Origin of the sequence: Thermogemmatispora onikobensis (assembly GCF_001748285.1) — a bacterium.
Lineage (GTDB): Bacteria > Chloroflexota > Ktedonobacteria > Ktedonobacterales > Ktedonobacteraceae > Thermogemmatispora > Thermogemmatispora onikobensis.
This window is the reverse complement of the sequence record NZ_BDGT01000005.1, coordinates 1-20,974: the sequence shown is the minus strand read 5'-3', so window position 1 is coordinate 20,974 and position 20,974 is coordinate 1. Positions and strand designations below refer to the sequence as shown.

Below are 20,974 nucleotides of genomic sequence, written 5' to 3'. Positions count from 1 at the left end.
AAGGGTTTGGAGGACATTTGTCTTTCATCTGTGACACATCGCTCTATCATAGGCCCTCAGTCTATCTCGCGGCCATCCTGCCAGTGAAGGAAGAGCCGAACGTACTGTGCCTCACTAAGCTTGCAGAGCGCCTCTCACCCCTTTCATATGACAGCGAAGCAGATCTCAGATTTAAGTCAGACACTGCAAACAACGCTACAATGGATGGTTAATGACTCAATGCTCGCTGCCGAGCTCCTCCGCTATGCTCTTGATATGCAGCAGTTTGGGCAGGCTCTACAGATCTCTATGGAATGTCAGATTCAGGCTCTTCAGCGCATAGGCTTCAACCTGGGCCTGACAGGCTTGATCTTTGAGGGGCTGGATCTGCAGCTCCAGCAGCGGTTTGCAGAGGTGGCTTTCCCTGGTTTTGAGCCAGATTTCGAGCCGAACGGCGCTGTTTTCAGGCCGCAGATAAGAGGTCTGATGCTGGGGCAGGAGTATCCTGGTCTGACCACCGATCAGGAGAGATGGCCAACCGGATCTATCTCCCCGCAAACAGTGACGACCAATCTCCTCCAGACACCCACCACTGGTAGCTTTGAGCCAGATCCAATCTTGGCGCCAGAGTCGATTTTCACGGCCATTGCTCAGGAGAATATTGCCCACACCGAGCAGAACAGTCCTTCACTTCAACTGAAGCAGCAGAATCCTGGTTTGCAGACTGGTTCTCTATCGCCATCCTCGTTTGCTCCCAACTCTGGAGGCATACCTCGGCGTAGCTGGCAGTCGCAGCCGCAGCCCCAGCCAGAGCCCGAAGGATCGGGATGGCAAATCGGACCGGGCATCAGCTTTCAGCTCCCTTCTTCTGAGGAGGAACCCTGATAGATAGTTGCTAGCCGGCGGTCAGGAGTAAGAATCGCTATCTGGCAGTTTCCTGGCCGCCCCTGACTGTCCTATGCGAGTCGGCAGGCTTTTCCCGCATTGCAATCGTCGCTGGAGCTGAGCGGCTTTCCGACTCCCTGCAGCCTCAGCCTTGGTAGGCAGACAGACGGTGCGTGTTGCTAGCGCATGCTCATGAGAGAAGGCACATGGGCAAAGCTGATGATCTTGAACAATTTGCAGATTCCTTGCGTAAGCTGGCCGGCCAATGCAGCACTACCAAGCAGATCATTGATCAATATATGCAGGGGTTGCAGGGGGTAGTTGACGGATTACAATCGGGCCAGCAGCGCTGGGCAGGCCAGGCAACTCAGGCATTTCGACAGGCCTGGGCTCAGGCGCGAGGCGATCATCGGCACGTCTCCAACGGCCTGCAGGTGCTCATCAGCTCCTGCCAGACCGTTGCTGATCATATCGATCAGGCCGTGCCCGCTATCCGACGCTACGAGCTACTGCAGCAGCTCGAGCAGGAGATGGCTCAGCAGCAAGCTTTGCGCTCTCCGCTCATCGAGCCCTCGTCGTCTTTCTCCTCGTCCTCCTCCGCAAGCGCTGACCCGATTGAGCAAGGCTTAGAGGGGGCAATGGAGGAGGCCTCAAATGCCGAGGCGCTGCTGGCCGCTCTCTTCTCCAGCCAGAGCGAGCAGCTGGAGGAAGCCATGAAAGATCTCGGCTTCTGCAGCACTGGCGAGGAGGAGGACGAGCATGATAGAATGAATGACGGACTAAGGGCGCTCACGTCTGCTGATGGCGGAGAGGGGGCGGGCCAGGGACAGCCACCCGCTGAGGACGGACAGCCTGGTTCTGAGGGCCAGGCATCCGATGAGTCTGGCGTCTCCCTACTGCCAGGCTCAGACCAGCCTTCCCAGCTTGGCTCCAATCAATCTGCCTCTGGCGCGGCCCAGGGATCAAATCAGACGCTACTTGCTCGTCTTAAGCAAACGTTCAACCAGATGAGGCAAGAGCTGGGATTAGGTCCCTGGAGCCGCAACCCAGATGATGGCCAGACCCTCGCCGTCGTCTTCGCTCACGGTGAGGACTTTTGGGGTATAAATGGGAAAAATGCACGTGAACCTGAGTTGGACCCAAAGCAAGGGGCAAGGATAAATGCCATTAGTCCTAGCCATGCAGAGTTAGACGCGCTGAACGATCTTCTGCGCTACAGAAAAGCCAACGGGCTGACTGGGGGAATTGCTGAACTGTGGGTCGATCGTGAACCTTGCGGGTACTGCAAGGGCGGACTAAGATCGGCTATACGCATCCTCGGCCTTGACAAGCTTGAAGTCTTCTTTCTTCGCGATGATGGTTCCCTTGATCACCGGACTATTCTGCCGTTCGTAATAATACTTATTCCTATACTTTCTTTCTTATATGGAGATTTGCATGTCAAGAGCACACAAGGAGGTTGATCACTGCTATGACCTCGCCCCTTTCCTGGCTGCTCTTTCTCGGCTCCCAAGCCGAAGAGGAGATCTCTGACCCCTCCTGGTCCCAGATCGCCGACGCCTTCCACTCCCTCGACGGCCAGTGCAGGCGCCGCGACGCCCTCATTCTCTGCTGCCCCAGCTACGGCACTCTCCATATCTGCGGCGGCAACTCCCTGCGCTTCCTCGTCTTCTTCGAGCTGGGACCCGAATGGCTTGCCTCCTTCGCTACGGCCCGCTTTGTCCCTACCCGCTATCTGCAGGCCGTCGATCTGGACCAGGCTGGCCCCGACCTGCCCCTCTGCCTGCAGCCCCCCTTCTTCTCCCCCTCCTACACCGCCCTCTCCTGGCCCCGCCTCATCCAATCCGTCCGCTCCTTCGTCGAGAAAGGCCAGCTCTACCACAAGTGGGAGATCGAGACCGAACCGGCCCCCCCTTTCCTTCCTGTTCCCCCCTCCTCCCTCGTCGCCTCCTCTCACGCCTCCTCTCCCTCCCTCCTCGTCCTCGGTCCCTCCTCCTCCCAGTCCTTTCCCTCCCCCGACTGGTCCGACCTGGAAACCGCCCTCTTCTGCCTCGACGGCCACTCCCTCACCCACGCCTTCTTTTCCCGCCCCAGCCGCGGCACCCTCGCCATCGTCGGCGGCCTCCAGCAACGCTACGCCCTCTTCTTCTTCCCCCACGACCAGCGCTTCCCGGTTCTCTCCCTGCAGGCCATGGATCCCTCCCTGACCGGTCCCGAAGTCGAGCTGTGCATCCAGACCCCCGCTGCCTTCCCGTCACGCCTCGCCATCCGCCAACCCCTCGCCTGGCACATCCTCCAGCACTTCTATCACACTCTAACCATCCCCCGTGATGTCCACTGGCTCCTCGGTGTTACACCCCAGTGAGACAGGAGGCAGCCTTCCTGCTGCCTTCACCTCGCTCAGCCCAGCCTAGCACGCTGGCGCTCCCTCCCACCCCCTGCTATCCTGCCGGGGTCTCATCCCCCCTGCCCTCCTATGGGGGCTGGTACACAGACAGCCTCCTACCTATCCTACTCCCTCCCCCGTCTTCATCACTCCTTGTAGTATCCATTGGATCAGGCTGCTGCTTCCTTGCCAAGCAGCTTATCAATTCCAAAGGAGGTGGCTTGCTCCCATGACATCGTTCATGTCCTGGCTGCTCTCCCTCGGCTCCCCAGCCGAGGAGGTGCTCACCGATCCCTCCTGGTCCCAGATCAGCGACGCCTTCCACTCCCTCGACGGCCAAAGCCCTCGCAGCTGCTGGCTCTCCCTCACCAGTCCTCAGCAGCAGTCGCTGATCATCTGCGGCGGCCACTCCCTGCGCTTCCTCGTCCTCTTCCACCCTCGCCCTCCCAAGCCCGCTCTGGCCCACCCGTTCCCCACCCGCTCCCTTCAGGCCCTCTACCTCTTTCAGTCCGGTCCCGACCTGCCCCTCTGCTTGCAGCCTCCTCTCCTCTCCCCCTCCTACGCCACCCTCCCCTGGTCTCCCCTCCTTCACCTCGTTCGCCACTTCTGGCAGACCGGCCTGCTCCTCCTTCACTCCCCACAGCACCCTCAGATCGCCTGGTCCCTCCAGACCGATCCTCCTCCCTCCTCTCTCCCCACACTCCCTCCCCCACAGCCCGATTGGTCTTCTCCCTCCACCCTCTTCCTGCTGGGCCCCAGCGTTTCCCAACCCTTCCTCGAACCAGACTGGTTCGAGTTGAGTACCGCTCTATGCCACCTTGACGGCCAGACGCTCACCCATGCCTTCTTCTCTCGCGCCAACCGCGGCACTCTCGCCGTCCTCGGCGGCTTCCAGCAACGCTACGCCGTCTTCTTCTTCCCCCACAACCAGCACTTCCCTGTAGAAACCCTCCTCGCCTTCGATCCCTCTCTCGCTGGCCCCGACATCGAAGTCTGCAGCCAGCCCCCTACCAGCTCCCCCGCACGCACGGCCGTCCAGCAGCCGCTCGCCTGGCGCATCCTCCAGCACTTCTATCACACCCAGACTATTCCCCGTGATGTCCACTGGCTCCTCGATGGCCAACCCAACCCTTCTCTAGCTAACTAACGCCAAGGGCTGCACCCCTCTGCCGCCCTACCCCGCAGGCCCTCAGCATCACCTCCGGCTGCCCTCGCTGGGGGCCTGCTCCCTCCCTGCCCTCGCTCCCCTCTCCTTTCTCAGCTCGAACCTGTCCCCCAACTTCCGGTTCCTCTCGCCACGGCTCCTCTCGCCGACTTCCTCGGTTCCTTCCCCTCAACGGCCCCGACCTCCCTGCACTGACCACCCACTGAGGACAGACAGCCTGGCTCAGAGACGAGTGGTCTACTCAGGCACCTTTCCCGAGAATGTCGGCTATGTCTACACCTATGACTGGCAAACAAGTACGTTCGTGCGTAGTGAAACCAATGCACTTCTCATCGTCATAGAAACTGCTCCCGATGGTACAACCTCTATCTTGACAGCCTACCCCTACCCTCTCCTGTAGAGTGCGATGGAGCATATACCCTGAGCAGAGCCAGGCGTTCTTACATCTTCTAACATCTTCTAATCGGCCACAAGGAGGATCTTCATGCTGACCGTCACTCGTCACCCTCTGACTGACAGGCCCCTATCACAGCCACTGATCGCGGCGCTGACAGATGGTCCAGAGAATCGCGTCGGCGTCGCCCTCCTCCCCGCCGCTGAAGCTACAACCAGTCCTGCAGAAAACTCCAGCTTCCAGCTCGGGGAACTCTCTCTTTCCACTCCTTCTCAACCAGGACGCCTGCACCTCTGGCAGGGTACAATCCTTCCCCCTCGCGCCACCTCGGATCTCCTCCTTACTTACTCCCCTTCTCTTCAGGAATGGCTGCTGCTGCTAGGTAGTGAACAACAGCTATCCTTCTACCGTAGGTTTCCCTCACAAGAACGCTGGCTTCCTCTCTGGTCAATCGGCCATGACTTTCCCCAAAGAGGCCCCCGCTTTCCCCTTGAATTCTGGACTCATCAGGAGGAAAGCTTGCTCCTCTTCCTCGAGCAGGAAGGATCTGTAGATGAGATCTCTGACGACCCTCTCTTCTTCTGCCGCTGGAAGCAGTCCTATCCCACCGATGAGATGCTCCTGCGCCGCCAGACCTTCTGCGATCAAGTCTGCGCTTTGCCTCGCCAGCACCAGGTTCTTCTTGCTCTCTGCCAACGCTCCTTAGAGGTGACCTCACCACCCAGCACTCTGCGTCGCGGCCCCGGCCTCTGGCGCCTCGGCCTGGAAACCTTCTCCCTCTCCTCCGGCCAGCTCCTCTCCTCCTTCTGGCCCGACCACCTCTCCCTGCCCATCCGCTCCCTCTCCTTCCCCTCCGACGATTTCATCGACCACTACCTCCCTTCCCTCTCCCTCCCCCTGCAGGCTCCCTCTTCTGGCTCTCCTCCCTCCCCTGGCTCGGCGCTTTCCCCTCCCTCGACTCCTGGCACCTCTGGCGCTGGCTCCCCTCTCCTTCCTCCTGGCTCCTCCTCGACTCCTTCCCTCTCTCCCACCTGCGCCCTCCCTTCCCCAACCCAGAGGTTCTTCCCTCCCTCGCCCTCACCTACCCCGACGGCTCCCTCTCCCTCGTCGAGGTCTTCCCCTCCTGACCCCCTTCCTCCTCCCTCCCTCCCTCTGCTGCCAGACCGTCCTGGCTCTCATCCTCACCTCCAGCCAGGACGGTTCACCTCCCACCACCCGCTACCGCTTCTCCCTCCCCCCGTCGGAAGATTCTCCCAGATGCGCTGCACCTTCTCAGCCACAGGGACAAATACGTCTCCCTGTGCTGCGACGGTCATCTCTCTCTGTCGAGCTACACCTCACCCACACACAACACAAGGAGGTTGATCACTGTTATGACCTCGTCCCTTTCCTGGCTGCTCTTCCTCGGCTCCGAAGACCCTGAAGAGCTCCTTGACCCCTCCTGGTCCCAAATCACCGACGCCTTCTTCTCCCTCGACGGCCAGTGCGTCCGCCGCGACCTGCTCATTCTCACCTGCCCCAGTTATGGCTCCCTTTCTTTCGGCGGCGGCAACTCCCAGCGCTTCCTCGTCTCCTTCGAGCCTGTACCCGCCTGGGTGGCTCCTCACACTGCGGCCCGCCTCACTTCTACTCGCTTTCCTACTCGCTACCTCCAGGCCGTCGATCTGTACCAGACCGCTTCCGACCTGCCCCTCTGCCTGCAGCCCCCAGTCTCCTCCCCCGCTTACGCCGTCCTCTCCTGGCCCCTCCTCTCCCAGCTCGCCCGCTCCTTCTTTGAGAAAGGCTCTCTCCACGGCTACTGGGAGATCGAGACTGAACCCGCTCCGGCTTTCTTGCCTGTTCCCCCTGCTCCGCCGGCTGACTCCCCCCACGCCTCCTCTCCCTCCCTCCTCGTCCTCGGTCCCTCCTCCTCCCAGTCCTTTCCCTCCCCCGACTGGTCCGACCTGGAAACCGCCCTCTTCTGCCTCGACGGCCACTCCCTCACCCACGCCTTCTTCTCCCACCCCGACCGCGGCACCCTCGCCGTCCTCGGCGGCCTCCAGCAACACTACGCCCTCTTCTTCTTCCCCCACGGTCAGCCCGGACCAGGTTTGTTGCTGCAGGCCATGGACCCCTCCCTGGCCGGCCCCGACGTCGAACTGTGCATCCAGGTCTATGTCGAGTTCCCCTCGCGCATTGCCGTCCGGCGGCCGCTCGCCTGGCACATCCTCCAGCACTTCTACCAGACCCTGACCATTCCCCGCGATGTTCACTGGCTCTCCTTTTAAACACGCTGGCGCAGACACCTTGATGACGCTCAGGAGCAGGGGAGCAGCCCTTCTCCTCCTCTTCCTCATCGCTGCTGCTCCCCTCTCCTGGCTCGCCCTGCTTCTTCGCTCATGTGCACCTGACCGACACCAAAGGAGGTTGTTTGTACCCATGACTGCGCTCCATCCCTGGCGGCTCGCTCTCGGCTCCCAAGACCAGGTCGCGATCCTTGACCCTTCCTGGTCCCAGATCGCCGACGCCTTCCACTCCCTCGACGGCCAGTGCCGCCATCGCGACTGGCTCTCCCTCATCAGTCCTCAGCAGCAGTCGCTGATCATCTGCGGCGGCAACTCCCTGCGCTTCCTCGTCTTCTACCTACTATCTGGTTCCTGGGATGCTGACCCTTTACCCCTTCCTACCCGCTATCTGCAGGCCGTGCATCTGGATCAGGCTGGCCCCGACCTGCCCCTCTGCCTGCAGCCCCCCCTCTTCTCCCCCTCCTACACCGCCCTCTCCTGGCCCCTCCTCTCCCAGATCGCCCGTCGCTTCTTCCAGGACGGCCAGCTCTACGTCGGCAGCGGGCTGCGCTGGGAGATTGAGACCCAGCCTACCCCTGCCTTCCTTCCTGTTCCCCCTTCCTCTCTCGTCCCCTCCCCTCACGCTTCCTCTCCCTCCCTCCTCGTCCTCGGTCCCTCCTCCTCCGACTCCTTCCCTCTCCCCAACTGGTCCGACCTGGAAACCGCCCTCTTCTGCCTCGACGGCCACTCCCTCACCCACGCCTTCTTTTCCCACCCCGACCGCGGCACCCTCGCCGTCCTCGGCGGCCTCCAGCAACGCTACGTCGTCTTCCTCTTCCCTCACGACCAGCACTTCCCAGTCGTCTCTCTGCAGGCTATCGACCCCTCCCTGACCGGCCCCGAGGTCGAGCTGTGCATCCAGACCCCCGCAGAGTTCCCGTCACGCCTCGCCGTCCGCCAACCCCTCGCCTGGCACATCCTCCAGCACTTCTATCACACCCTAACCATCCCCCGTGATGTCCACTGGCTCCTCGAGGTCTTCTGATCCCACTGAAACAAGGAGCCGTTTCCCTGCAGGCTTCGGCGAAATGCTCTCATTGCCCTCTCTGCGCTCCTCGTGCCCCTCCATAGATGCACTGTCTTCTCCTGCCGCCCTGGCAAGCAGCAGCATCACCTTGGGAGCAAGGAAAACAGCCTCTTTGCAACTACTTCTCCCGACGGCAGAGAGGGTTCGGGCCAGGGACAGCCACCCGCTGAGGACGGGCAGCCTGGCTTCTGAGGGCCAGGGGTCGGATGAGACTGGCGCATCTCCGTCGCCAGACTCAGATCAATCCGCTCAGTCCACCGATCAGGCGCAACCACCGCCCCAGCAGCTCGCCATGACCTCACCTGGGATGAGCAGCAGGGTGGCCATACCCTCTCTCGCCATGTCAACATGACTCAGGATCAGGTCCGCCAACGGGCCAGAACCCGCAGAGGAGATGCCAGCCCCTTCTCTTCCCTCCAAACCGCCAAGGAGGCTGTCCAGTATGCCCTTGATCATGGTACTGCAGACCCCCCTCGCCTGGGCCCTGGTGGTACAATAAGGACTACCTATAGAGCTACTTGTCCAGAAAGGATCGGCTACGTCTATTCGGCAGATCACTCCCGCTACGAAACATCCGATGTCGAAGTAGTCCTTGTTACCCGTCCCGATAGGTCGAGCTTTATCTTGACAGCTTTCCCAACTCGGAGACCCTAGTATCCTGCTAAATGTGCAATCTAATGTAGCTCTACCATTCAGGAGGTGCCTGTGATGCTCTCTCACACCGTTCACCGCCTTCCCACTCAGGCCCAAGACCGTCCCTTGCTCTCTCCTCTGGCAGCTGCCCCCAATGGTCACGTTGGTTTCTTCCTGGCTGCCCCAGAAATTAAGCCGCCAGGGGCACAACCTTTCCCCCTGACCCCACTTCTCTATCTTGTTCTCTTGGCATCCTTACCAGCCCACGAGCAGTCCCACCCAATTCGAGACTGCAATTCCTTCCTCTTCACTTTAGGCCAGCCTTATCCTCCTCTGTCCTCCTGCACCCTGCCCCTCAGTACCAGGGCTGGTTGCTCGCCTCCACTCCTCGCCACTCCCTTTCTCTCTACCTCTTCGGCTACCCCTCATTCGAAGCTTACCCCGACCCCGATGCGGCCCGGGCTGCTGCCTTTGCCCCTTCCTGGCGCGACCTCGACTCCTGGTTGGTTGGCCGCAGCACCTATACCTTTTTCGAAGAAAAAAGACCGCTCCAGCTGCTTTGCCAGCCGGAGCAAGTCTCCCTGGTCTTCCTCCAGTTCCCAGAAGACGAGATCGCCGATGCCACGCTCTTCCTGCTGCAGTGGAACCCCGAGCAGCCCCAACGCCCTCCTCAGCTGCTCACGCTCGCCCTCTTCGATGACGTCTCCGTGCTCCACCTCCCCCCTGACTTGCTGCTGAGCGCTGGCATCCGCCGCTTCCTGGAGCCTGGTCCCGCCAGCCTCGAACGCCGCGGCCCCGGCCTCTGGCGCCTCGGCCTGGAAACTTTCTCCCTCTCCTCCGGCCAGCTCCTCTCCTCCTTCTGGCCCGACCACCTCTCCCTGCCCATCCGCTCCCTCTCCTTTCCCTCCGACGATTTCATCGACCACTACCTCCCTTCCCTCGCCCTCGCCCCCGGCCCTTCCGATCCCAATGGCTCCCCCACCTACTTCGCTGCCCTCTCCTTCCTCCTGGCTCCTCCTCGCCTCCTTCCCCGCCGACCCTTCCTCCTTCTTCTCCCTGCTCGCTCCTTCCTCCCCCTCCCCTTCTGCCCTCCCCCCGCTCACTTCTGGTCTCTGCTCGCCTCTCCCAACCAGCTCCTCCTCGACTCCCCCCCTCTCCCCCACCTGCGCCCTCCCTTCCCCAACCCAGAGGTTCTTCCCTCCCTCGCCCTCACCGACCCCGACGGCTCCCCCCGCCTCATCCTCCTCGCCACCGACTCCAACGGCTCCCTCTCCCTCGTCGAGGTCTTCCCCTCCTGACCCCCTTCCTCCTCCCTCCCTCCCTCTGCTGCCAGACCGTCCTGGCTCTCACTCTTACCCCCAGCCAGGACGGTTCACCCCACCACCCGCTACCGCTTCTCCCTCCCCCCGTCGGAAGATTCTCCCAGATGCGCTGCACCTTCTCAGCCACAGGGACAGATACGTCTCCCTGTGCTGCGACGGTCATCTTTCTCCGTTGAGCTACACCTCACCCACACACAACACAAGGAGGTTGATCACTGCTATGACCTCGTCCCTTTCCTGGCTGCTCTTCCTCGGCTCCGAAGACCCTGAAGAGCTCCTTGACCCCTCCTGGTCCCAAATCACCGACGCCTTCTTCTCCCTCGACGGCACGAGCGTCCGCCGCGACCTGCTCATTCTCACCTGCCCCAGTTATGGCTCCCTTCATTTCGGCGGCGGCAACTCCCAGCGCTTCCTCGTCTTCTTCGAGCCTGTACCCGCCTGGGTGGCTCCTCACACTGCGGCCCGCCTCACTTCTACCCGCTTTCCTACTCGCTACCTCCAGGCCGTCGATCTGTACCAGACCGCTTCCGACCTGCCCCTCTGCCTGCAGCCCCCAGTCTCCTCCCCCGCTTACGCCGTCCTCTCCTGGCCCCTCCTCTCCCAGCTCGCCCGCTCCTTCTTTGAGAAAGGCTCTCTCCACGGCTACTGGGAGATCGAGACTGAACCCGCTCCGGCTTTCTTGCCTGTTCCCCCTGCTCCGCCGGCTGACTCCCCCCACGCCTCCTCTCCCTCCCTCCTCGTCCTCGGTCCGACCTCCTCCTCCCAGTCCTTTCCCTCCCCCGACTGGTCCGACCTGGAAACCGCCCTCTTCTGCCTCGACGGCCACTCCCTCACCCACGCCTTCTTCTCCCGCCCCGACCGCGGCACCCTCGCCGTCCTCGGCGGCCTCCAGCAACGCTACGTCGTCTTCCTCTTCCCCCAGGGTCAGCCCGAACCAGTTTTCTGGCTGCAGGCCATGGACCCCTCCCTGGCCGGCCCCGACGTCGAACTGCGCATCCAGGTCTATGTCGAGTTCCCCTCGCGCACTGCCATCCGGCGGCCGCTCGCCTGGCGCATCCTCCAGCACTTCTACCAGACCCTGACCATTCCCCGCGATGTTCACTGGCTCTCCTTTTAAACACGCTGGCGCAGACACCTTGATGACGCTCGGGAGCAGGGGAGCAGCCCTTCTCCTCCTCTTCCTCATCGCTGCTGCTCCCCTCTCCTGGCTCGCCCTGCTTCTTCGCTCATGTGCACCTGACCGACACCAAAGGAGGTTGTTTGTACCCATGACTGCGCTCCATCCCTGGCGGCTCGCTCTCGGCTCCCAAGACCAGGTCGCGATCCTTGACCCTTCCTGGTCCCAGATCGCCGACGCCTTCTTCTCCCTCGACGGCCAAAGCCCTCGCAGCTGCTGGCTCTCCCTCACCAGTCCTCAGCAGCAGTCTCTCACCATCCGCGGCGGCCACTCCCAGCGCTACCTCGTCCTCTTCGACCCCAGCCCCACCAGGCCCGCTCCGGCCCCCCTCATCCCTACCCGCTCCCTGCAGGCTATACACCTCCACCAGACCGGCCCGGACCTGCCCCTTTGCCTGCAGCCCCCCCTCCTCTCCCCTGCCTACGCCACTTTGTCCTGGCCCCTCCTTGTCCCCATCGCCCGCCACTTCCTCGTGCACGGCGAGCTCTACCGCTCCCTGCCCCACCAGCCAGACTTAGGCTGGACACTCGAAACCGACCCTCCCCCTCACACCCTGCCTGTGCCCCCCTCCCCACGACCTGACCTCGCTCACACCCCCACCCTGCTCGAGCTGTCTCCTGATACCTCCGACCTCTCCCTCGCACCAAACTGGCACACCCTGCTAACCACGCTGAGCTTCCTTGACGGCCAAATCGTCACCCACGTCTTCCTCACCCTCCCTGACCGCGGCACCCTCGCCGTCCTCGGCGGCTTCCAGCAACGCTACGCCGTCTTCTTCTTCCCCCACAACCAGCACTTCCCTGTCACCTCCCTCCTCGCCTTCGATCCCTCTCTCGCTGGCCCCGACATCGAAGTCTGCAGCCAGCCCCCTACCAGCTCCCCCGCACGCACGGCCGTCCAGCAGCCGCTCGCCTGGCGCATCCTCCAGCACTTCTATCACACCCAGACTATTCCCCGTGATGTCCACTGGCTCCTCGATGGCCAACCCAACCCTTCTCTAGCTAACTAACGCCAAGGGCTGCACCCCTCTTCCTGCCGCCCTATCCCGCAGGCCCTCAGCACCACCGTCCACTGCCCCACTGGGGGCCTGCTCCCTCCCTGGCCCAGGCCCCCCTCGTCAGGCGGCAGGGCATCCCCGGCACTCTCCCACCTTCCACCGGCCAGAGGGAGATTGTATAACATAAGCAGGCAACAATCCGCCCACAAGCAGCAGACAACCCTGCCCTAACTCAACACCGACAGCAACTGATCAACCCAACCTGGAAAGGAAGAAGTACAGCATGTCGCAGCACGAGCATTCAGGCCCGGCAAGGCAGCCAGGCACCAGTGGACCGCGCACCGTCCGCGCCCCGCGAGGCACGCAGCTCTCCTGCAAAGGCTGGCAGCAAGAGGCAGCCATGCGCATGCTCATGAATAACCTCGATCCCGAGGTAGCTGAGCGGCCCGACGACCTGGTCGTCTACGGAGGCTCGGGACGCGCCGCCCGCTCTTGGGAAGCCTTCGATGCCATTGTCCGCGCCCTCAAAGAGCTGGAAGATGACGAAACCCTCCTTGTCCAGTCAGGCAAGCCCGTCGGCATCTTCCGCACCCAGCGCGACGCGCCGCGCGTCCTCATCGCTAACGCCAATCTCGTCCCCCACTGGGCCACCTGGGACGAATTTCGCCGCCTCGAAGCCCTGGGACTAACCATGTACGGCCAGATGACCGCCGGCTCCTGGATCTATATCGGTTCTCAGGGCATCGTCCAGGGCACCTACGAGACCTTCGCCGAGGCCGCACGTCAGCATTTCGGAGGCACCCTCAAAAGGAAATTCGTACTCACAGCCGGCCTCGGAGGCATGGGCGGCGCCCAGCCGCTGGCCATCACCATGAATGAAGGCGTCTGCCTGGCCGTCGAGGTTGATCCGCAGCGCATTCAGCGGCGCCTCCAAACCGGTTACTGTGATGAGATGGCCAGCACCCTTGATGAGGCCCTGGCCCAGATTCGCGAAGCCTGCAGCAATGGCCAGCCGCTCTCAATCGGTCTCATCGGCAACGCCGCTGAGGTCTACAGCGAGCTGGTCCGCCGCAACATCATTCCCGACCTGGTCACCGACCAGACCGCCGCCCATGACCTCCTGAATGGCTACATCCCCGCTGGCCTCTCAGTGGACGAAGCCCATGACCTGCGTCAGCGCGATCCCCAGGCATATATTGAGCGCGCCCGCCAATCGCTCGTCAGCCAGGTGCGCGCCATGCTTGAAATGCAACGACGCGGGGCCATTGTCTTCGACTACGGCAACAACCTGCGCGGCCAGGCCCTGGCAGCAGGCGAGCCACATGCTATGGACTTTCCCGGCTTCGTCTCTGCTTTCATTCGACCTCTCTTCTGCCGGGGCAAGGGACCTTTCCGCTGGGTGGCCCTCTCCGGCGACCCCGAGGATATCTATCGCACCGATGAAGCCATTCTAGAACTCTTTCCCGAAGACCAGGCTTTGCGCCGCTGGCTCACCCTCGCCCGCGAGAAAATCCGCTTCCAGGGCCTGCCCGCCCGCATCTGCTGGCTCGGCTACGGCGAACGCGCCAAAGCTGGCCTGGCCTTCAATGAGCTGGTCGCACGCGGCCTGATCAAGGCCCCTATCGTCATCGGACGTGACCATCTTGACAGCGGATCAGTCGCGTCTCCCTATCGCGAGACCGAAGGCATGAAAGACGGCAGCGATGCTATCGCTGACTGGCCCATTCTCAATGCCCTCCTCAATACGGCCTCGGGCGCTACCTGGGTCTCTTTCCACCACGGCGGCGGCGTTGGCATTGGCTACTCACTCCACGCCGGCCAGGTGATCGTCGCCGACGGTACCCCCGAAGCGGCCCGCCGCCTGGAACGGGTGCTGACGAATGACCCTGGCATCGGCGTCGTTCGCCACGTCGACGCTGGCTACGAGGAGGCTCTAGACTGCGCTCGCCAGTGGGGCCTGAAGCTGCCTATGTCACCCCCCTCATCCGCATCATAACATGACATCATTCCAGGAGCCTCCCATCGCCGACCATAATAAAATCAGGCTGGGGTCCCCCCCAAGAGAGATCCCAGCCTGTCTGGTGCCCAGCCTCGGCCTCAATCAGGTCTGTACCTGATTGCTGTTCGTCTGCGGCGCCCGATCGATCTTCCACGTTCCATTCTCACGCACAAAGTTTACTGTGCCCGTCGCCGCGCGCGAACTTCGTTGGAAACCCAGCGTTACCTGCGCAGTGGCATGGTCCCCATTTTGCTGGAAATCAGTGGCCGAACAGGTGGTCACCGGCCCCACCACCGTCGTAATTGTCTGAAAGGCCCTCGTAAACTGCTGCTCACTTTCACTCGCCTGGAGGTTAGATGAGAATTGACCGTAGGCTGTGTGATAGTCACCATTCTTCAGAGCACTGCAGAAGGTGTCAAACGTCTTCTGAGGAGAGGAAGCAAGCAATCCGAGAGGGCCAGGAAAGTTGAGAGGATTAAAGAGTACTACAACTAAAACAAGCAACAAAAGCACCAACACCAGGAGACTGGCGATCAGGCAACCTGCGCGTCCGCCGCGCCGCACCGGTGGTTGCGGCTGCGGTGGGAACTGCGGATAGCCTGGGGCCTGACCGGGGAAGGATGGCGCCCCCTGGGGAGGAGGACCATAGGGTGCCGGCTGTACGGGGTAGCCCGGCGGGCCTGCCGGTGGCTGCTGACCATAGCCTTGATTAGGGGGCGCTCCATAGGGCTGAGCTGGCCACCCTCCCTGCTGGCTATACCCCTGGCCCTGCATGGGCGAGGCAGCAGCAGGGGACGACTGATATGCTGACGGAGGATAGGAGGGCGCTCCCGAAGAAGGCAAGAACTGATCAGGTGAGCCAGCCACTACTGTGCGTTCTTCTGCCTGGTCTCCACCCCCAGCGATCTCATAGGTAAAGATTGTCTCTCCAAAACGAATGCGATCACCTGAGTTAAGACGCCGGGGAACCTGACTGGTCAGACGCTGATCATTCACAAAGGTGCCATTGGTACTGCCTCGGTCAACCAGGCTGTACCCTCCATCCTCAGCCCGAAATTCCGCGTGGTGTGACGAAACCTGCTGATCGTTCAAACGAATCTGATTATCGGGCGCACGCCCCACAGTCGTCACGCCCGGCCCCAGGGCAACACGTCCTTGAGGGCCGTTCAAGCTCGCTTCCACAAGAAAACTCCTTTTTCCTTATCGGTGTCTACTTCCTTCCTGCTTGCCTGCTTAGGACCATTCCATTCACCTGCTTAGAACCCCTGGTCGCACTGAACCCGGACCTTCCTGTCTTGCAACGTTACCATTCATTGACTACCACGCAAGCAGAGCCGGTGCAGCTTCGATCTGACATCTACGAACTTGCTCTGAGCTAGCCCGTGATTGCCTCTCTCACGGCCAACCACTCTTTTCCTTTGCTAGCTTCGCTCGCTCGCTCACATCACACAAGAAAGTAGCCGGAGCACTGGCAGAGCCAAACTATCGACTCGTAGTGTACTGGCAACCCATTCTTCGTCGCTACAGGCTGACGAGAACCTTCCGTCTTGCCTGGCCCAGGCCAGTCCAACTCACCCTTTCCAAAAAACGCAGCAAGCGTGCATTTTTCTTCAAGGAGAGCGGGAGGGCGGACGCAGCACAGCCTCGCAGCCAGAGGAGCCAAGGCGCTCAGGTCAGCGCATTGAGGCGCCAGATATCGGCTTCTAGCACCAGCTCATCATGATCGGTCTCTGTTTTCCCATTGGCATAAGTAATGATCCCAGTCACAATGAAGCGATCACCTTTCTTCTGAGTCGCCCCCACCGTGCAACTTTTGATCCCCCCATTGCTCTTGACCACAGGATCAACAACGTTGACAAACTGGCGCAGGCCACCAAAATGGGTTTGGAAGTCCAGGCTGAGCAGCTCGTAGGCAGTGCTATACGCGCCCTGTTGCAGCGCCTTGCAAAAACTCAAGAGGGAGCGTGTTGGCGTCGACAAGGATGACAGCGCATCGACCAACCAACTGCCCGTCGCAGGTACCAGCAGGGCCGTGCTCTGCTCCGGCTGGGCCTCAGCCTGGTAGCGCACCACGACCAGAGCCCTGGCCTGCGCGGGAGTCACCGCCTCAATCTGCGAGGAGCAGGAGGTAGCCCCATCCACAAGCAGGCGAAAAAGCCCAAGAGAAACATGGCGTTGAAAAAGCGGAGTCAACTGTGCATAGGCAGCCTCAGCTTTGCCGGCCCCCAATGTTGAACAAAAGGCATCGAGCGAGCGTGGCAGCGCTGTAAGGACCTCGTCCTTGCTAAGCAGCCAGCTTCCCCCCTCTTCGCTCAGACTGACCTGCTGCGTCTGTCGCTGACCAGCGCTGGTGAGCCGTAGCAGTGCCGTTGCCGTCGCCCCTTGCACCTGAAGGGCCTCATAGCTACAGTCTTGGGTCTTTCCCAACAAGCCAGTGAAGACCAGCAAAGGAGTCTGACGCTGCAAAGCCGAATCCAGGTAGCGATAGGCCGAGCGAGGATCTCCCTGGCTCAGAGCAGCGCAAAAGGCAGCTAATGACTTTTCTGGAGTCGAACGGAGCGCGTACCAGGCCGCTCCGGCGGCCAGTGCCAGCAGCAGACTTGCAACCAGGACAACCAGGAGCAGTCGCCGACTCACCCGCCGAGGTCCTCCGCCTGCTGCTGGCGCTGGGGATGACCAACTCAACTTTCTGGCAGTGAGAGGCCACGGCGGCTCAGGAGCACCATCGGCTCTATGACCATTGGAGCCGGTGTGCAGACCTGAGCGCCGTCCATCGTCAGGATCAACAGACCACATCAGCGCCTCTCTTCCTTCCTTCCTTCCTTTCGTCTCACCCTGCTCTCAGTCAGCCAGCAACCAGACTGTCAAGGGCAAGAGCCAGAAGGGTAGCCTTCTCTGGTGCAACAGGGAAGGGCGGCAGCAGACCTGCTCAGGCTACCTGCAGGCTACTTGCCAGTACAGGGCAAACAGGGCATACTAAAGAGACAGCAAGCGCGCCGCAGGCTGAAGTATCCAGCCTTTTTGGCACAACTTGCCCTCAGCGGCGAGTACGCCACAAGGAGCAAAGCGTGAACGACCTCATTCTCACTGGAGAAGATGCCACCATCATCAGCACCAGCAGGCTAACCAAAGCCTTTGGCAACCTCGTGGCAGTCAATGACCTGAATCTGCGCGTGATGCGAGGCGACGTTTTTGGCTTCCTCGGCCCCAACGGCTCGGGGAAGACCACTACCATCCGCATGCTCTTGGGGCTGATCCGTCCCACAGCGGGGCGCGCCTTTATCTTTGGCATGGACAACCAATATCAGCTGCCGCGCATCCTGCGACGAATCGGCGCTGTCGTTGAAACACCCATCTTCTATCCCTATCTCTCTGGAAGAGACAACCTGCGCATTCTCGCCGCGGCCTCGGACATGGCCCGGCACCCTCTCAACGACAGGCGCATCGAAGAGGTCCTCGAACTGGTCGAGCTGCGTGCCCAGGCCGGGCTCGCCTATCAGAAATACTCGCTGGGAATGAAACAGCGGCTCGGCATCGCCGCAGCCCTCCTGACTGATCCCGAGTTAATCCTTCTGGATGAACCAACCAACGGATTGGACCCCGTTGGCATGGTTGAGATTCGCCAGCTCATCGTGCGCCTCGCCCAGCAAGGCAAGACCATCTTTCTCTCCAGCCACATTTTACACGAAGTTCAGCAGGTCTGTAACCGCGTAGCCATTCTGCACCGGGGCAATCTCATCAAGCAAGGGGACGTCGCCGCTCTCCTACGCCAGAGCGAGCACATTCTGATCCGTATGAACAGCGTCGCCGAGGCCCAGGCGGCCCTGCAAGTCTTGCAGGAAGCACGCGAGCGCGGGGCCACCTGGATCAAGGCCGTCGTCGCAGCGACGGGGGCCGGTCCCAGCGAGCAGCCACCAGCGCCAGGGAAAGCGAGCGAGGCCAGGGCCAGAGAAGAGGCAGCGTCAATGCTCCGTGTGGAGGCGCCCGCAGAGCGTTCTGCCGAGATCAATGCCTTACTGGCTCGCCGGGATCTCTTCGCGGCAGAGATCCATCCCCATGAAGGCAGCCTTGAAGAAGCGTTCCTAGAACTCACGGCAGCTGCTCAGTTCCACGGGGCTTCGGCCTCCGCCCTCGGTGGTCTTCCTGCTCCTGTTCCACCTGGAAGTGGAAGGACCATGCCGGGCGAAGGCAAGCGCCAGTAAACGAAAGGAGCAAGGAGAAGCAGAGTCTATGCATCGAATAGACGCCAGTCCTTCTACTCCAGTGCAAGAGAGCCAGCAGCCAGGCGCAGGCGATGGCTTTGCCTCCACTTCGGTTCTCTTAGGCCGACGCGACTACCTGAGCGTTTTGTTGCGTCTGACCGCGATGGAACTCTACAAGCTCCGTCGACGCCCGCTTACACGGATCTCAGCCCTGATTGCTCTGCTCACTACTCTCCTGGTTTTCTTCGCCCTCTTTCTCTTCTCGACAGGGGACCATAGCGGCCAGGTAGTCAGGCTGCTTCTGCCTCCTACCTCCCTTAATATTGCTGTCCAGACCGCTCTTACACCTTTTACTATCCTGATTATTATTCTTGCAGGGAGTGCCGCCGGAGGGGAGTACACTCAGGGAACGATTCGCCTGCTCTTCACCCGGGGGCCTACACGCACACAGTTTCTCCTGGCCAAGGTGGGAGCCATCCTCGTCTGTTGCATCCTGGGTATCAGCGGCCTGAGTCTCAGCGGCCTGGTGATTGGCTACCTGCTCAGTCTCCTCAGACAAGCGCCTGAGCCAGGTCCTTTTCTCACAGCCGGCTGGTTGTTCCACACCTTTCTTTTTCTACTGCTGGCCATCGTCAACTGGTTCATCTTTGCTGTTATAGCTCTTTTCTTCGGTATCCTGGGCCGCTCCAGTGCGGCGGGCATTGGGGGAGGCATTGTCTGGTATCTACTGGAGCCTATCATTGGGCAGGTCTGTCAGCTGAGCAGCGAGCTGGTGCAAGGACCGGTCAGCACGTTCCTGCGTGCCCTTCCCGACTATTTGATCGGCAACAATCTGGCAACCTTGATGGCCCATCAAGGATACTATATCTTTGGGAGCAGTAGCATCTCTACGCTTCCCGACGCAGAAGCTCTTACCGTGCTGCTCGCCTACATTGTACTCCTGTTGGGCATTGCAGGCTGGTTGAACCACCGGCGAGATATCACCAACTGACTGAACTGATCGTGACAGAAACGAAACCGAGACCCGGTTATGAACGTGCTCGACGCCGCCCCGATCAAAGCATACGGCTATGAATTGGGCTTTGACCTCATCCGTATCACAGGGGCTGAAGCTTTCCCTGAGACCGAGCGAGTCATCAAGGAGCGTATTGCCGCGGGCCTCATGGAGGGCCTGCCCTGGTTCACCAGTGAACGAGCAGAAGTCTCCTGCCATCCCGACGCCCTTCTGCCGGAGGCCCGCTCGATCATCGCCCTGGCCATGTGTTATCTGAGCGAAGAGCCGGAGGAGCCACAGGATGATCAGCCACGAGGTCGCATCTCGCGCTACGCCTGGGGTGCAGACTATCATGAGGTCATCAAGCCCAAGCTGAAGCAATTTGCCGACTGGCTGCGAGAATACGCGCGCCGCGAGGGCGGGCCGGAGCTAGAGGCCCGGCTCTTCGTGGACACCGGGCGTATGGTTGACCGCGCCGTCGCTCAGCGGGCAGGCATCGGCTGGTACGGCAAAAACACGACCATTCTGACACGTGGCTGGGGTTCCTGGGTCTTCCTCGCTGAGATAGTGACAAATTTGCCGCTCCCAGCAGACGAGCCACTGCAAGCCAACTGTGGCAAGTGCGAGCGCTGCCTGTACGCCTGTCCTACTGGAGCGCTGCCCGCTCCCTACGTGCTGGACAACCGGCGTTGCATCTCTTACCTCACCATCGAGCTACGCGGCAGCATCCCGCGAGAGCTACGTCCCCTCATGGGGAACCTGATCTTCGGCTGCGACATCTGTCAGGAGGTCTGCCCCGTCAATCACGTCGTGGAGAAGCGTCTCGGCCTGCGCCAGATCGGACCAACGGGGATGCAGGCGGAAGACCGAAGAACAGAGGCAGAGGTGACGAGGTCCGGGCAGCGACCGCAGATCTGGCTGAGAAGACGCGACGAGTTCCGTCCGCGGCCCCAGGTCGGCGGTGCGCCTGAGCTAATCCCGCTGCTTGCCCTCAGCGAAGAAGAGTTCCGCACCCGCTTTCGCCACACCCCCATCTGGAGAGCCAAACGACGCGGCTTGCTGCGCAACGTCTGCGTGGCTCTCGGGAACCTTGGCGATCAGCGAGCCATACCGGCTCTGATTCACGCCCTCAGCGACACAGAAGCCCTTGTACGTGGGCATGCGGCCTGGGCGCTGGGATGTCTCGGAGGAGAAGAGGCGCGGCAGGCACTGACAGCGCGGCTTGAGCAAGAAGGCGACCCAGAGGTTCGTCAAGAGATCCTCCAGGCGCTGGCTATGATGGGCAGCCGGAATGAAGAGGAGGATGAGAGCAATAAAAAAAGGCGTTGATCACGCCTTTGCCTGGAGAGCAAAGCCCACTAACGGGCAATGAGAGACAACTAATCGCGCGACACTTGCCTCAATTTTGCCGAGAGAGAGCAGACAGCAGCCACACGCCGATTGGCAGCATCCGACCGACTAAGAACGTCGTGCCATGCAGTGGATAGGAA

General features: G+C 61.3%; 17 protein-coding genes. 14 read left to right on the top strand and 3 right to left on the bottom strand.

Annotation, left to right across the window (positions count from 1 at the left end):
* Positions 1-219 precede the first annotated feature (219 nt).
* The 4 genes from BGC09_RS03385 to BGC09_RS03370 all read left to right on the top strand — a co-directional run bounded on the left by BGC09_RS03385 (position 220) and on the right by BGC09_RS03370 (position 4,397).
* A complete protein-coding gene (locus BGC09_RS03385; protein ID WP_141727614.1) occupies positions 220-864 on the top strand; it encodes a hypothetical protein in 645 nt (214 codons plus the stop codon).
* A 638-nt stretch (positions 865-1,502) separates the two neighbouring features.
* Positions 1,503-2,327, top strand: coding sequence for a deaminase (locus BGC09_RS03380; RefSeq protein ID WP_141727613.1), 825 nt, complete (start codon positions 1,503-1,505; stop codon positions 2,325-2,327).
* Between the two features lie 8 nt (positions 2,328-2,335).
* On the top strand, positions 2,336-3,229 hold the full coding sequence (locus tag BGC09_RS03375; RefSeq protein WP_069802110.1) for a hypothetical protein: 894 nt from the start codon (positions 2,336-2,338) through the stop codon (positions 3,227-3,229).
* Positions 3,230-3,479: 250 nt separating this feature from the next.
* Positions 3,480-4,397: a hypothetical protein gene (locus tag BGC09_RS03370; RefSeq protein ID WP_141727612.1), complete on the top strand. Its 918-nt coding sequence runs from the start codon at positions 3,480-3,482 to the stop codon at positions 4,395-4,397.
* A gap of 1,126 nt (positions 4,398-5,523) precedes the next feature.
* Here BGC09_RS03370 and BGC09_RS22720 read toward each other — a convergent pair.
* Positions 5,524-5,682 carry a hypothetical protein gene (locus BGC09_RS22720; RefSeq protein WP_176728828.1) on the bottom strand — a complete coding sequence of 53 codons (159 nt, stop codon included), beginning with the start codon at positions 5,680-5,682 and terminating at the stop codon, positions 5,524-5,526.
* 500 nt (positions 5,683-6,182) lie between these two features.
* On the opposite strand from BGC09_RS22720, the gene BGC09_RS03355 reads away from it, so the two are divergent.
* The 7 genes from BGC09_RS03355 (at position 6,183) to hutU (ending at position 14,285) form a co-directional block, all read left to right on the top strand.
* Positions 6,183-7,076: a hypothetical protein gene (locus tag BGC09_RS03355; RefSeq protein WP_069802102.1), complete on the top strand. Its 894-nt coding sequence runs from the start codon at positions 6,183-6,185 to the stop codon at positions 7,074-7,076.
* A gap of 151 nt (positions 7,077-7,227) precedes the next feature.
* The gene (locus tag BGC09_RS03350) at positions 7,228-8,118 is read left to right on the top strand and encodes a hypothetical protein (RefSeq protein WP_069802101.1); all 891 of its coding nucleotides are present in this window, start codon (positions 7,228-7,230) and stop codon (positions 8,116-8,118) included.
* Positions 8,119-8,379: 261 nt separating this feature from the next.
* The gene (locus BGC09_RS23440; RefSeq protein WP_369695667.1) at positions 8,380-8,814 is read left to right on the top strand and encodes an RNase A-like domain-containing protein; all 435 of its coding nucleotides are present in this window, start codon (positions 8,380-8,382) and stop codon (positions 8,812-8,814) included.
* Between the two features lie 350 nt (positions 8,815-9,164).
* Positions 9,165-10,091: a hypothetical protein gene (locus tag BGC09_RS22710; protein WP_176728826.1), complete on the top strand. Its 927-nt coding sequence runs from the start codon at positions 9,165-9,167 to the stop codon at positions 10,089-10,091.
* Between the two features lie 244 nt (positions 10,092-10,335).
* Positions 10,336-11,232 (top strand): hypothetical protein, encoded by an 897-nt coding sequence (locus BGC09_RS03335; protein WP_069802095.1) that lies wholly within the window; start codon positions 10,336-10,338, stop codon positions 11,230-11,232.
* A gap of 151 nt (positions 11,233-11,383) precedes the next feature.
* On the top strand, positions 11,384-12,301 hold the full coding sequence (locus BGC09_RS03330) for a hypothetical protein (protein ID WP_069802093.1): 918 nt from the start codon (positions 11,384-11,386) through the stop codon (positions 12,299-12,301).
* A 271-nt stretch (positions 12,302-12,572) separates the two neighbouring features.
* Positions 12,573-14,285, top strand: a complete 1,713-nt coding sequence (gene hutU, locus BGC09_RS03325; protein ID WP_069802091.1) for a urocanate hydratase — start codon at positions 12,573-12,575, stop codon at positions 14,283-14,285.
* A gap of 105 nt (positions 14,286-14,390) precedes the next feature.
* On the opposite strand, the gene BGC09_RS03320 is transcribed toward hutU, so the two are convergent.
* Both BGC09_RS03320 and BGC09_RS03315 read right to left on the bottom strand, forming a co-directional pair.
* On the bottom strand, positions 14,391-15,470 hold the full coding sequence (locus tag BGC09_RS03320; RefSeq protein ID WP_069802089.1) for an Rv0361 family membrane protein: 1,080 nt from the start codon (positions 15,468-15,470) through the stop codon (positions 14,391-14,393).
* A 486-nt stretch (positions 15,471-15,956) separates the two neighbouring features.
* The gene (locus BGC09_RS03315; protein ID WP_069802087.1) at positions 15,957-16,925 is read right to left on the bottom strand and encodes a hypothetical protein; all 969 of its coding nucleotides are present in this window, start codon (positions 16,923-16,925) and stop codon (positions 15,957-15,959) included.
* A gap of 431 nt (positions 16,926-17,356) precedes the next feature.
* Between BGC09_RS03315 and BGC09_RS03310 the strand changes: the two genes are divergently transcribed.
* The 3 genes from BGC09_RS03310 to queG are packed head-to-tail and all read left to right on the top strand — an operon-like array spanning position 17,357 to position 20,813.
* Entirely contained in the window at positions 17,357-18,490 is a 1,134-nt protein-coding gene (locus tag BGC09_RS03310; RefSeq protein WP_069802085.1) for an ABC transporter ATP-binding protein, read from the top strand.
* A gap of 28 nt (positions 18,491-18,518) precedes the next feature.
* Entirely contained in the window at positions 18,519-19,481 is a 963-nt protein-coding gene (locus tag BGC09_RS03305; protein WP_069802083.1) for an ABC transporter permease, read from the top strand.
* 39 nt (positions 19,482-19,520) lie between these two features.
* Positions 19,521-20,813, top strand: a complete 1,293-nt coding sequence (queG, locus tag BGC09_RS03300; RefSeq protein ID WP_069802081.1) for a tRNA epoxyqueuosine(34) reductase QueG — start codon at positions 19,521-19,523, stop codon at positions 20,811-20,813.
* Positions 20,814-20,974 lie beyond the last annotated feature (161 nt).

Excerpts from the sequence above, each read along its gene's own strand:
- BGC09_RS03375 (WP_069802110.1), top strand. The coding sequence starts at position 2,336 with ATGACCTCGCCCCTTTCCTGGCTGCTCTTTCTCGGCTCCCAAGCCGAA.
- BGC09_RS03355 (WP_069802102.1), top strand. The coding sequence starts at position 6,183 with ATGACCTCGTCCCTTTCCTGGCTGCTCTTCCTCGGCTCCGAAGACCCT.
- BGC09_RS03380 (WP_141727613.1), top strand. The coding sequence starts at position 1,503 with ATGGAGGAGGCCTCAAATGCCGAGGCGCTGCTGGCCGCTCTCTTCTCC.
- BGC09_RS03330 (WP_069802093.1), top strand. The coding sequence starts at position 11,384 with ATGACTGCGCTCCATCCCTGGCGGCTCGCTCTCGGCTCCCAAGACCAG.
- BGC09_RS03350 (WP_069802101.1), top strand. The coding sequence starts at position 7,228 with ATGACTGCGCTCCATCCCTGGCGGCTCGCTCTCGGCTCCCAAGACCAG.
- BGC09_RS03305 (WP_069802083.1), top strand. The coding sequence starts at position 18,519 with ATGCATCGAATAGACGCCAGTCCTTCTACTCCAGTGCAAGAGAGCCAG.
- queG (WP_069802081.1), top strand. The coding sequence starts at position 19,521 with ATGAACGTGCTCGACGCCGCCCCGATCAAAGCATACGGCTATGAATTG.
- hutU (WP_069802091.1), top strand. The coding sequence starts at position 12,573 with ATGTCGCAGCACGAGCATTCAGGCCCGGCAAGGCAGCCAGGCACCAGT.
- BGC09_RS03385 (WP_141727614.1), top strand. The coding sequence starts at position 220 with ATGCTCGCTGCCGAGCTCCTCCGCTATGCTCTTGATATGCAGCAGTTT.
- BGC09_RS03370 (WP_141727612.1), top strand. The coding sequence starts at position 3,480 with ATGACATCGTTCATGTCCTGGCTGCTCTCCCTCGGCTCCCCAGCCGAG.
- BGC09_RS03335 (WP_069802095.1), top strand. The coding sequence starts at position 10,336 with ATGACCTCGTCCCTTTCCTGGCTGCTCTTCCTCGGCTCCGAAGACCCT.